Source organism: Idiomarina piscisalsi, from assembly GCF_002211765.1.
GTDB lineage: Bacteria > Pseudomonadota > Gammaproteobacteria > Enterobacterales > Alteromonadaceae > Idiomarina > Idiomarina piscisalsi_A.
This window is the reverse complement of record NZ_CP022133.1, coordinates 990374-1002692: the sequence shown is the minus strand read 5'-3', so window position 1 is coordinate 1002692 and position 12319 is coordinate 990374. Positions and strand designations below refer to the sequence as shown.

Here is a 12319-nt window from a genome sequence, read left to right as displayed (position 1 = left end):
CTTTTTCGTAAATCTAACAACTATTTTGAACAAATGCTATTATCAAAACACACGAAACAACAATCAAAACCAAGGTCGAAATGATGAAAGAAATAAAATGGGGCTTAATTTTCGTTGCAGCGATTATTTTGTGGCTGATCATTGAGAGGCTAACAGGCTTACACACTCATAATATCGAGTATCACGCGATATTTACCAACGTGTTTGCCGTGGTGGCCATTGTCATTTATATCATTGCGTTACGCGATAAAAGAGCGTCATTACCCAATCAGGAAATGACATGGTTACAAGGTTTTATTAGCGGTTTAAAAATTGCGGTTGTGGTGGCGGTGCTATCGCCCGCTGTGCAATTATTGGTTCACTATGTTATTTCGCCGCAGTTCTTTCCAAATATGAAAAGCCACGCCATTGCATCTGGCATGATGAGCGAGACTCAAGCTGAAAAGTATTTTAACCTGACATCGTACATGATGCAGTCAGCTATCGGCGCCTTGGTGATGGGTGCTATCACCGCCGCTATTGTGGCTTTCTTTCTAAAACGACGCTCTTAAGGGCGTCGTTATTTCACCTTGTCACTTAGATAAAACCAGCGGCCTTGCTCGCGCACAAAGTCGGAATGCTCTTCCATAAACCCTACGTCAGCGCCCTCTTTATAAAACGCCCGGAAGTGTACTTTGCCTTTATCACCTGTTTGTTCAGAAGACATGACTTGTAATTTTAGCCAATCAGGTGAGTCCGATAAGTCAAGCGACATGGGACATGTACTGGGATGCCAGGTTTTCAGTAGATAATTGGTAAGCTGTTTTACAAAGGCACAATAACGCGAGCGCATGAGTTGCTCTGGGGTTTGAGCAACTGAATGACCATTGTGAAGTTTTTCACAACACTGCGCATAGCTATTCCCGCTGCCACATGGACACTGTTCGTCTGTCATCCTTTACGCCTAGCTGTTTTCCAAGAAGGGTTGAGAAGCTCCGTTTTATCATCTATTAGAATCATAGGCAACGAAGCGCCGAACTTAAGATCCGGCGCTATCGTCTCGTCTGAGGCTTTTCTAGAAAGTAACCGTCACCCCCATCCATAAATTACGGGCTTTATCTTTGACGTTATAGTCATCAGTAAAAACAACTTCACTCACTGCGCCACGTCCCGTGACGTACTCATATTCACCGTCGCCGTTTAAGTCGGTGTAGGTCGTTGAATAGGTTGTAAAGTCGCGATCGAGCAAATTATTCACACGCAAGTTTACCTGGGTATAGTCATTCAGTTGGTAACTTAGTCCCAAGTTCAATAGGCTATAGTTTTCATAGTACTGCTGTTCTTCAAGCACTGCGTCATAGCCTCGATAGCGATCTGAACGAATTTCTCCCTGCAGATAAATGTTCAAGTCATCTGCGGCTTGCCACTCTAACCAAAGGTTAGCCATGTGTTCCGCTGTGTTAGTTAATGGCTGACCAGCCTGGCTGCCCGTTACCTGCTCACTGTCCGTCCAGGTGTAGTTACCCCGAACCGTCCAAAACTGACTAATGGCATAACGTCCGGCGACTTCAACGCCTTGCAAATCGACTTCATCAATATTGATAACCTGACTAAACGAGTCATAACCCAACGCCTGATAATCGCCTAAGTTAACGCAAGGACGCTCGCCACCAGTAATATCGCAACTAGGAACCGTATCACCACGCCCAATTTTGTCTTCAAACTGAGTATTGAAGTAGGTAATGTTGAAGTTGTGATCAGCCTGTTGAGAGTTCCAGTACAAGGCGATTTCAGAGTTAACACTGGTTTCAGGCTCAAGATTCGGATTGCCGGCGAAAGGAATCGTTCCTTGCCCGCCAAAACCCGTTACTCCGTCGTACAGGTCAGTTGTTTTAGGTGTTTTATAACCGGTACTCACGCCGCCCTTCACTACCCAGCTTCGTGACACGTTATAAACGGCGTATAACCGGGGAGACACCTGACTACCAAAAACATCGTGCTCGTCATAACGCACACCACCGGTTAGAGTAAAATCAGCAATAGGCATCCAGTTATCTTCAACAAAAAGAGAGTACATTTTTTGCTCTTGAATAGCGCCAGCATTTCCGTTTTCCAAGCCAAAAACACCATCTTTTAGCTCGCCGTCAATAAGCTGACCGCCAACAACCAGGTTGTGATGCCCCGCAACATTTTCAACAGGAATATCAAAGCGCACGTCAACCGTATACTGACTGCTTTCTAAAGGTCGAGCCGGACGTGGCAGGAAAGTATCTTCCGCAATTTGACGCCGCTCTTGCTCAGTGAGCCCTTCGTATTCACCTGTACCGTCATACATTTCCTGCAGTCTCAAACGCTCGTCGACGCTTAGCGGTAATGTCCGACCATTATTTTGCGTATCAACATGCGACACTGAGAATAAACTACTACCAAACGACCATTCAGCGTCGTGAATTAATGACCACCAGGTGCGGTCATAAGATTGATTTTGAGCATAGCCAGCTCTTGGTGCGACATTTCCTCCACGATCCTGCCACAGTGACTCAATACTGTCTTTTGTTCCCAGCGGATAAGTAATAGTACCGGTTTCTAAGTCATAGCTTGGCGTGTTGTCATACGACTGATGCGAGTCGTCAAAATTGAACTTCAGATTTTGGTTTTCAGCAGGCGTAAATGACAACGAAAAGCCGTAATGCTCGTCGGTATTGTCAACAGTACGGCCGCCGCTGCCGAAACCGAGTTGACGTACATGAACGGTGCCGTTGGGGTCTACTGCTGGCTCGAACTCAGGGTTAGACGCCTGCTGGTCATAGAGACTACCACGAATACCCATAGTCAAAACGTCTTTAATAATAGGTCCACTAACATGAAAGTCAGTGGTAAAGTCATCGCCGAAATCATCGTCGGTTTGTAAGCTGCGACCAAAGCTAATTGAGCCATTCCATTCGTTGGCATGTTTCTTAGTAATGACGTTAATAACACCACCTAGCGCATCGGCTCCGTATAATGTCGATGCCGGGCCTCTTATCACCTCAATTCTATCAATTGCAGTCAGTGGCGGAATATGATTGAACGCATTGCCGCCAAAATTATTCGGATAAATATCACCATGATTGTTTTGCCGCACTCCGTCGACCAGTATGAGAGTGTACTCGCCAGTTAGCCCTCGCATACTGATGCTGCCCTGATCTGTTTTATCACGAGACACACCAATATCAACACCTTCCTGGAATTTCACCGCATCAAGCAAAGAGGTAAATGAGCGCAAGCGCAGATCTTCATTTGTAATGACAGAAATGCTGGCGGGCGCCTCAGTTAGCTTTTGCTCAAAACCTGACGCCGTAATTACCATACGCTCAATATCGTCCATGTTTATAGCTGCGGTTTCGGCGATAGCGCCGTGCGAGAAAGTAGCAGCGAGAGAAAGTGCAACAGCACTCGGCAGAAACCTTTTCATGTGTTCATCCCCTTTTGTATGTTTTAGCGGCGCTCATCATACTCAGGGGACTTAAAATAGTAAATGCGAATTATTCTTATTTTTATCTATAATTTCTAATAACTATTTCCAGATACCTTAAAGTAACAAGGCTTCCTCAAACAGAAAGTAATAGCTATACGCTGCTATAAATGCTGGTATGGCCGAGTATACCGTTGCCAAAAGTGCTGCTTTCGGGGCTAAAGCTATGGCAGGAAAAAGCGCATCGCCGTCGTTACTTATGGCATTACCAAGTTGGGCCGAAAATGGAATAGACCCATTTATGTACAGGCTTGTCACGAGTATTTGGGGACCACACCCCGGTAAAAAACCAATAAGTACAGCCATCAATATAACTACCGATCCCCAAGACTCGAATAGCCCGGCGAGGTCAACTCCCAACAACTTCACCGGCAATTCAAACGCTAAAAATGCGAGCACCACCCAGCCGGTTACAAATTGAGTATCCAGAACCGATTTATTCAGCCAACCCTCATGATGTGTCGTGGGCTCTTCGCTAGTTATTGCCGAATAGCCGGTGAGATCGGACGTAAACGCCCATAACACCAAGATAAGAAAAGTCACTGTTGCGGCAATGGTCTCAACCGTATTAGAGGGTAAGTTTAACGGCTCGTTAAGCTCAAGTTGAAGTGCAACCGCTACTGCCCCGATAAGTGCGGGTATAAAAATAATTTTCCAAAAGCGCACAGACCAGCGCAGCACGGTTTTGCGGGTTCTGCTTGGTTCGGGTCCGCATAGGCTTTCTTTGCTCTCAGAAGCCCCTTTACTCAGCAGCCAGTCGGTTTTTCCTTTATGAAACAGATTAACGATATACCCACTGATGGTTCCAATCACCAAACTTATTGCGACAATAAGTAACGCATCGGTAGGTTTTTGTGCCAGCAGTAAAAACGCAGCATCGCCCATAGTACTAGTTAACACAGCAACGACCGCACCAAAACTTGTCAAACCGCGAGTGAACTGTGTTACGACAATAATCGCGCCGCCACAGCCGGGTAACGCGCCCAGTAACGCTGCTATAGCAACTTCCTGTAATGGATGCCGTTGCATATAACTGGCTAAACGCTCTTTATCGAGGTTGCGAGTTAAACTGTAATACAACGCCAGCGACGCAAAGACAAACACCGACACCTGCAAAAACGCGTCCGACAACACTTGAAGTGTCACCGCACGAGTAACAGGCACAAGCAACAAAATGGCAAGCAGAATAGGAAGGATGATACGTAGGTTCGGCTTAAGCTGACCTTCCTTGCACTCCATCATGAGCTCGTTAAATTTTAATTTTGAATCCATTAGTCCAGCCAATACCCCACAACCATATTTGAACTGCACAATTTAGCAGGTTATGCCAAACTGACAAACGAACAATAATAAAAATGGAACGATGCTATGCTCAAATTCTCATCGCTAATTTCTTTATTCAGTACGTGCCTTCTGTTGTTTTCGTTCAATAGCAACGCTGCGTTAAAGCCCGAAATTAGTCAGGGACGGGTCATTCAGTCAGCAGACCTGTTTCAGGTGATCCCCCACCGCGACCGAGTTTCCCCTGTTAATGAAATGACCATTAATAGGCTTGACCAACTACTCCCCGAACTGATGAAAGAAGCTGGCCTTGATATGTGGTTGGTCATTAATCGTGAGTACGCTGAAGATCCTGTCTACTTCACTTTAGTACCACAACCGACCTTTGCAGCCAGACGTACGACCATGCTTGTATTTAATCGTTTGGAAAGCGGGGAGGTTGAAAAGCTTTCCGTTAATACTTATCCGTTCGGTGAGCCTTATGAGTCCGCCTGGTCGGGTGGCGACTTAAGCCAGCAATGGAACGCCCTTGCACAGCTTATTGTGAACAAAGACCCTAAACGTATTGGCATAAATGTATCCCGAGACTGGCCAGTTGCTGACGGTTTAACAAAAGGGCTTCATCAACGCCTTATTGAGGTATTACCGGAAGACTATCACCAACGGCTAACGTCAGCAGAGCAGCTTGTCGTACGTTGGGTTGAAACTCGAACTCAAAAAGAAGCCAGCACTCTCAGTACCGCGGTATCACTCGCCCGTGGAGTTATTGCCGAAGCTTTTAGCTCAAAGGTGATTACACCGGATGTGACACACACAGACGATGTTGCCTGGTATATTCGTCAACGATTTGAAGAGCTAGGCCTTGATGCTTGGTTTATGCCCTATGTGACGTTCCAGCGCGAAGGCAATGAATGCAGTGACGACATGCCATTCTGCAGTAACGGCAAGGGCGTTATTGAGCGTGGCGATGTGCTCCATACCGATGTGGGTATTTGTTATTTATCAATGTGTACTGATACGCAGGAGATGGCTTACGTGTTGAAGTTAAATGAAGACAGTGCTCCTCAGGGTCTAAAGAACGCTTTAGCCACAGGTAATAAATGGCAGGACATACTCACTGAGCAGTTTGCTGTTGGCCGGAGTGGTAATGAAATACTTGCCGCAACGCAAGCCACGAGTTTAAAAGAAGAAATAAAAAGCAGCACCTACACCCACCCTATTGGCTTCTTCGGACATGCGCCCGGACCGACTATTGGCATGTGGGACAACCAAGGCCCAACGGCTATTCGTGGCGACTGGGCAATGTATGCTAACACCGCGTATGCGATTGAAGGCAATATCAAGCAAAGCGTCCCAGAATGGGACAACCAAACCGTTCAAATTATGCTGGAACAAACGGCGTTCTTTGATGGAGAGACCGTTATTTACAGCGCCGGTCGCCAGACACGTTGGCACTTAATACGCTGAATGTATCGCCTAAGGTTGCATGTCATAGCAGCCTTAGGCTTTTTCAATAAGTTGGAAACGCGGCTTTTCTATACCATTAACATCTACCGACTCGGTGAACATTTCATAAGGTCTTACCCATAGTTTTTGTTCACCATACAGCGGCTGATACAGTACCAGCGTTTCCTCGGTTTCACTGTGCGTTACCGTGTCTATCACTCGGTAACGGTTGCCTTTGTAGTGTTCGTAAATACCTGGGGTTACTGTCATATCTTTGTCAGTTAGGTTTCTTTGTTTTTTATGATCATATAGGCTTTCACTCTAACAACAAGCTGCAAGTTGAAGTAATGGCGTCAAATAAACAAACACTTCTTCAGTTTCTATCTAAAAATAAACCAGTAACCGTACTAACAGGTGCAGGCTTAAGTACCGCTTCGGGTATTCCTGACTACCGTGACAGTAACGGCAACTGGAAAAGTGCCCCGCCTATGCAGCATCGCGACTTCATGACCAACGAGCTACTGCGCAAGCGTTACTGGGCGCGCGCATTACATGGTTGGCCGGTGCTTTATAATGCGCAGCCAAATGACTCACACTTGGCATTAGCTAAGATGCAGAGGGAAGGCTTAATTGGCATTATCATTACTCAAAATGTAGATGGCTTACACCAAAGAGCCGGAGCCACTGACGTGATAAATTTACACGGCTACGCGAATGACATGATTTGCATGAGCTGTGGTGCGCAATCGCCTCGTTTGGAAATGCACGAACGCTGTCTGGCACTGAATCCAGAGTTCGCAGAAATGGATGCCTCCGCCCTACCCGACGGCGACGCAGACATTGAAACCGACTTTTCAACCTTCCAAATAGCCGACTGCTTAAAGTGCGGCGGTATTTTAAAGCCGGACGTCGTGTATTTTGGCGACACCGTACCTAAAACTCGAGTTGCAGAAGCAAAACAGGCGCTAGCTGACAGCGGAGGGTTATTGGTTATAGGCTCATCATTAATGGTATTTTCGGGTTATCGCTTTGCCCGCCAGGCCGCTGAAAATAATCAACCCATTGCCATTTTAACGCGCGGTAAAACCCGCGCTGACGACCTAGCTACATTTAAAATAGATGACGATATTGAGCGTGTATTGGTGTAAAAAGGTCATAAAAAGCGAGCACAACTTGATTTTATACCTACGAGTTTATTAACTTACCCTATATAGACTAAAAGAACCTAAGCGATAGACCTTATGCTTTCAGACAATAACCCGGTACTCTCTACACTATACTTTACACTGATTTTGGTTGGTGGTTACTCAGTTGCCGCTATGTTCGTCGCTTACTTTCAAACTGGGGAGTTTACCTGGGGACACGCCGGCGTTTTACACTTTGCCACAGCTTTCACCATTTCGTTGGTTTATCACGTGTGGAAAAACCATCGTCATAAAAGGCTCGAACAGTAATACCTATGTCATTTAATACACTCATCACGGAAGCGGCTGATAACCTTTCCAGTCAGGAACCAAAGGCTGGTTTTTGCCGTCGTGGTACAAGTGAATGTAGTGACTATCGATAAGATCGAGACACAGGCAATCGTCGACAGCTATCAAGTCATCTTTATGCAATTGTTCCGCACCAGCTAACCCTCTGTTAAGCACCTGAGCTTTAGCTTGCTGTTTAGCCGCTTGAATAGATTCGGCCACAACAACAGTAAAATCATGAAACTCCGCCAACTTACCGTCAAAGTAGCCACCAAAATTCACGAAATAAAGCTTTTTAGCGCAATCCAATTGTCGCTCTTGTGCAAGTTCAATACGATAACCATCGACATGATGCAACTGAACATAGCTATCCAGATGCAAACCTTTTTGCGTACCGAACCAGCCTGCTCGAATGGCCGAATAGGTATGCTCAATAGCTTCCCCCACAACAAAACGAACATCATGTAGCTCAATATTCGCGCCGGGAGCAGTGCCGCCAACATAGGTTAAATAGAGTTTTTTCATGAGACGTTTCTTATCTGTTGCAGTAATTCATCGGTTTTATACAAAGTAACGGAGCCCAAACCAATCCACGAGAGTTCTATCACGTTAAATTCCAAAATCATCGAAACGGATACGACTGCGATTAATGCCGATATCGGTAAGCGCTTTGAGCGTAGCCTTAAGCATTGGCGGTGGTCCGCAGACATAAACATCTACTGCATTAAGGTTCTCATTGGCAAGCCAAGCCAAAGCAGCTTCGTGTATAAAGCCTGTTTTACCTGACCACCCATCGGCTTTAGTTGTCTCCGAAAGCACTGGTGTATAAGCAACACCATCATAAGCCTCAAACTCATCCCGGTAGCACAATTCATCCTCATTTCGGGCTCCGTAGAAAAAGACACTGTGCCGCGGCTGCTGTTTCGCCTGCTCCGCCTGAATAAGCGAACGTAAGGGAGCAATGCCGGCACCACCGCCAATAAACACTTGAGTATTATTATTCTGTTCAGTCAACTGGAAGTCACCGAAGGGCCCAGTCGCATCAACATTGGCTCCCACTTCTAAATGGCATAAATAATTAGAACCAACTCCGGGGGGAACGCCCTCTTGAGGAGATGTCATTTGCCGTACGTTAAAGACAAGCTTGTTTAAGTCTGGGCGCGTTGCCATCGAATAATGTCGTATCAACACCTCATTTAGGTGTGGAATACGAAACTGCATAAACTGTCCCGCATGGTAGGTAAGATTCCCGGGGCTGGTAAACGTCAGCTCAACAATCGATGGTGTTAGTTGCCGCTTGTTGACTAATGTTAAGCGAGTGTCACTCACCGCTTTATCAGCCAACTCAACACTGTATGCCGTAGAAACTTTGTGTTGGCAGGACAGCCTCACGCCGGCGTTCAGTTCGTCACGGTTCAGCAACGCAGTCTCAGAGTCATTTGGCTCAGGAAGGTTATCGCCTTTCAACGTTACTTTACAAAGCCCACACGTGCCGCCACCACCACAACTGCTGGCAACCGGGTGCCCTTGCTGTTGAAATTGCTCAAGCCACGTCTTCTTGCGCCCGGGGTTGAAGTCGCCATTAATAAGGTTACGTCCAAGTAATATCAGCCCTGATAACGAAAACCAAAGCGCCAATAACCCTGCACTCCAAATCAATAAATGGTTGAAGCTACGACCACCGCTGTAGTCCATAAAATGCAAACGGAAAGCCCAATCAGCAATCGTCCACGGGGTATTTCGATGCTCAACCACCTGAGCAGACGCCATATCAACGTATATTCGCGTATTGAGATCATCCGCCATATTGATACGAAAGCCCGGATCAGTCCATCCATTGACTTCATTACTACCGGTTACCCGCTCAACAGATTCAACCGAGCCTGGTCCACTGTAACTGAGAAGTGCCAATCGCGTTGCCAGCGCTTCATCGGTACTCCAGTAGTCTCCAGTGTTTGCATCAATGTAAATAACATCATCCGGTAATGTCACCTGATACTGACCAACCCCGGCTACACTAACCAACTCAACAGAATGAGCATTTGGAAACCATTGTTTTATTTCTTCAAAGTCGACTTTTGCTGCCACTTTCCTCAGTTCAGTAAACGTTTTTTGAGGCACCATATATTGATGTCCAGACATGCCTTGATGCCCGGTTAGCGCAAAAAAGAAACCACTGATTAACCACAATACAACCTGAACGACCAGAATAAGACTGACCCAACGATGCAGCCACTGCATAAATCGCATTATTGGGAACCTCCGGCCGGCGTTCGTTTAAAGCTAATGGCATAAACCAGTAAAACAATACCCGTTACCATCAGAATGAACGTGCCAATAATAAAGCCTTTTAACCACCAGGTTTCTATATCCACACGCTCTTCATAGTCCATAATGTGCAACATCCAGGCGATATCGAAGCCACGCCAGAAATTGTGTCGCTTGACCAACAAGTCTCCCGTCGTTTCTGACAGATAAAGGCTGGTATTACCAAAGTCGTCATAATTGACTTGCCACACCGGCAGCAGTTTTTCACTAATTTCCGTAGGCGGGTTATCAGTCATATAAACAACCGATTCAATATTCGCTTGCTCTGGAGCGTAATAACGATTGGCAAGCGCTTTAATGTGCTGCTCATTCAACTCAATAAGCCGCAACGACTCGGCGTTGACCAACAACGAGCCTTTGGCCGTTTCCAGCTTGTAAACCGTCTGTAGTGTATTGTCGAGCCAGCGGGTTTCAAGGGAAACCGAGCGCGTCTCAGGGTAGGTGGCGAACAACTCATCGAGGCTCGCAATATGGGTATGTTCAGGCAAAGGTTGACTAATATCCTGAACCAGATGATCACCATGGATATAATCCAAGTCAAAGAACACCATGTAAGCACCGCTTAGTGCCCAAACGACCATCTGTACGCCAAAAATTAAAGACAACCAACGGTGCCAAACTCGCCAGCGACTTGAACGTTTCTTTTGCGCCATATCCCGCCTCAGTAATATGAAATAGCTAAAAGTCCTCTCAAATAGCGCACGTTACTTGCGTTACCTGAATAGAGCAGGCAGTTGTTTCTAAGAATCAGTTTTCCTAAGTGGTCATTATCGTGAGAGAGAAAACCAATAACACTCAGTTCGGCACAAACCGTTTACTTTTTTGCAACATGAGCGAACTTAGTCTACCGTCATTATGAACCCTGTCAAACAAGGCGGTTTTATGATGGATCACAATATGTTTACTAATATGGGCTTTCTGTGGATGCTCATTGTGGGGATTGTTTTTGTCATTCCTGCCTGGAAAATATGCCAACGTATTGGTTACCCCGGTCCCCTTGGGCTGTTAATTTTAATCCCCTTTGCCAATATCGTTTTGCTGTACTTTATTGCGTTTGGGCCCTGGAAACTCAATTCAATTGACGAATAAAGTCAGCCCTTAACCGGTGGCTGTGTGAGGAAAAGAAAAAGCCGCTCAGATGAGCGGCTTTTTATGGAATTGGTGGAGCTGGCGGGAGTTGAACCCGCGTCCGCAATACCTACATCCTCGGTCCTACATGCTTAGTCAGTCTTTTGTTTAACCTATGCGACGCCGACTAACAGGCTTCGTTCATAGGTGAGTCCGATTGAATTTAACGCTTCAGCTCCGGACAAAGCATCCACGCGAGTCTACCTTAGGTCGAGCCGTCCTGATCCAGTCTCGTAGACAAAGCGCTGGGGGACGGGCTTAGCGGGTTATTAAGCCGCTAGAGCGTAGTTGTCGTCGTTTGCAACTATAACGTTGAGGCTTTTTACGAGGCCAGCCTCACCTCGGCATGCACCTTGGGTTTCGTGTATCCCGTCGAATCCTGATCAGCCCCAAAGTTTTCTGTCAGTTCTTAATGACGTAATGTCGATACTATAACTCAGACACCGTTTAAGCGCTATAAGTTCCGCGCTTAAACGGTGAATTATTAGGCTTTCATACCTTAAGCGGCCATATAAAGCACTTTTTCTACCAATTTGCGAATGCCCTCTTCCGCATCCGCTAAGTTGTCTGCCAACATATATGCCGGTGTTGTCACCAGTTTGTGCTTGTCGTCCACCACGATATCGCGCACGCCACAGTCAACATGTTCGCCACCCATTGTATTAATTGCGCCAGCGACTTCTTGGTCATTCCCCACAGTCACTTTCACACCGCTGCCATAAATATGTGGCAGTAAAACAGGCGCAATGCACATATAGCCCGCAGGCTTCTCTGCATCAACAAAGGCTTTACCAACTTTAAGAACTTGCTCGTTAACGGTCATTTCAGCCCCGTTCACTGCAAAATCACAAAAGTTCTTCGCAACACCAAAGCCCCCCGGTAACATCAAGGCATCAAATTCCGATGCATCCAGTTCGCTTAATGGTTTCACCTCTCCTCGAGCAATGCGTGCGGCTTCTTCCAGTACATTACGTTTGTCGCCACTTTCTTCGCCTTTCAAATGATTAATGGTGTGCATTTGCTCGACGTCGGGAGCGAAACACTGATAAGCAGCACCTTGCTTGGTAAGGTGCAACAGAGTTAATACCGCTTCATTCACTTCAGCGCCGTCAAACACACCGCAACCTGACAATAGTACCGCTACTTTTTTCATAAAAACCTCTACTTAAAC

At 46.2% G+C, this 12319-nt stretch carries 12 protein-coding genes and 1 other RNA gene; 4 read left to right on the top strand and 9 right to left on the bottom strand.

The window, feature by feature from the left end:
• Nucleotides 1-80: 80 nt before the first annotated feature.
• A complete protein-coding gene (locus tag CEW91_RS04835; RefSeq protein WP_232507031.1) occupies nt 81-551 on the top strand; it encodes a DUF4199 domain-containing protein in 471 nt (156 codons plus the stop codon).
• A gap of 8 nt (nt 552-559) precedes the next feature.
• Here CEW91_RS04835 and CEW91_RS04830 read toward each other — a convergent pair whose 3' ends face one another.
• The 3 genes from CEW91_RS04830 to CEW91_RS04820 form a co-directional block, all read right to left on the bottom strand.
• Complete coding sequence (locus CEW91_RS04830; protein WP_088767907.1) at nt 560-934, bottom strand: YchJ family protein; 375 nt, start codon at nt 932-934, stop codon at nt 560-562.
• A 120-nt stretch (nt 935-1054) separates the two neighbouring features.
• Nucleotides 1055-3433 carry a TonB-dependent receptor domain-containing protein gene (locus CEW91_RS04825; protein WP_088767906.1) on the bottom strand — a complete coding sequence of 793 codons (2379 nt, stop codon included), beginning with the start codon at nt 3431-3433 and terminating at the stop codon, nt 1055-1057.
• 117 nt (nt 3434-3550) lie between these two features.
• Nucleotides 3551-4765, bottom strand: a complete 1215-nt coding sequence (locus CEW91_RS04820; protein ID WP_232507030.1) for a putative manganese transporter — start codon at nt 4763-4765, stop codon at nt 3551-3553.
• Nucleotides 4766-4861: 96 nt separating this feature from the next.
• Here CEW91_RS04820 and CEW91_RS04815 point away from each other — a divergent pair, with 96 nt between their 5' ends.
• The gene (locus CEW91_RS04815; RefSeq protein WP_088767904.1) at nt 4862-6241 is read left to right on the top strand and encodes a M24 family metallopeptidase; all 1380 of its coding nucleotides are present in this window, start codon (nt 4862-4864) and stop codon (nt 6239-6241) included.
• A gap of 33 nt (nt 6242-6274) precedes the next feature.
• On the opposite strand, the gene CEW91_RS04810 is transcribed toward CEW91_RS04815, so the two are convergent.
• Nucleotides 6275-6490, bottom strand: a complete 216-nt coding sequence (locus CEW91_RS04810; protein ID WP_088767903.1) for a DUF1653 domain-containing protein — start codon at nt 6488-6490, stop codon at nt 6275-6277.
• Between the two features lie 77 nt (nt 6491-6567).
• Between CEW91_RS04810 and CEW91_RS04805 the strand changes: the two genes are divergently transcribed.
• Complete coding sequence (locus tag CEW91_RS04805) at nt 6568-7368, top strand: NAD-dependent protein deacetylase (protein WP_088767902.1); 801 nt, start codon at nt 6568-6570, stop codon at nt 7366-7368.
• Nucleotides 7369-7698: 330 nt separating this feature from the next.
• Here the strand turns inward: CEW91_RS04805 and CEW91_RS04795 are convergent, their stop codons facing one another.
• The 3 genes from CEW91_RS04795 to CEW91_RS04785 all read right to left on the bottom strand — a co-directional run bounded on the left by CEW91_RS04795 (nt 7699) and on the right by CEW91_RS04785 (nt 10673).
• Nucleotides 7699-8217 carry a DUF1543 domain-containing protein gene (locus CEW91_RS04795; RefSeq protein ID WP_088767900.1) on the bottom strand — a complete coding sequence of 173 codons (519 nt, stop codon included), beginning with the start codon at nt 8215-8217 and terminating at the stop codon, nt 7699-7701.
• A gap of 84 nt (nt 8218-8301) precedes the next feature.
• Complete coding sequence (locus CEW91_RS04790) at nt 8302-9942, bottom strand: FAD-binding oxidoreductase (RefSeq protein WP_232507029.1); 1641 nt, start codon at nt 9940-9942, stop codon at nt 8302-8304.
• Nucleotides 9942-10673 (bottom strand): PepSY domain-containing protein, encoded by a 732-nt coding sequence (locus CEW91_RS04785; RefSeq protein WP_088767898.1) that lies wholly within the window; start codon nt 10671-10673, stop codon nt 9942-9944. The genes CEW91_RS04790 and CEW91_RS04785 overlap by 1 nt, the downstream gene beginning before the upstream one ends.
• A 229-nt stretch (nt 10674-10902) precedes the next feature.
• Between CEW91_RS04785 and CEW91_RS04780 the strand changes: the two genes are divergently transcribed.
• Complete coding sequence (locus tag CEW91_RS04780; protein ID WP_088767897.1) at nt 10903-11109, top strand: hypothetical protein; 207 nt, start codon at nt 10903-10905, stop codon at nt 11107-11109.
• Between the two features lie 70 nt (nt 11110-11179).
• On the opposite strand, the gene ssrA is transcribed toward CEW91_RS04780, so the two are convergent.
• Nucleotides 11180-11539: a transfer-messenger RNA gene (gene ssrA / locus CEW91_RS04775) on the bottom strand.
• 108 nt (nt 11540-11647) lie between these two features.
• Nucleotides 11648-12301 (bottom strand): isoprenoid biosynthesis glyoxalase ElbB, encoded by a 654-nt coding sequence (elbB, locus tag CEW91_RS04770; protein ID WP_088767896.1) that lies wholly within the window; start codon nt 12299-12301, stop codon nt 11648-11650.
• Between the last annotated feature and the right edge of the window lie 18 nt (nt 12302-12319).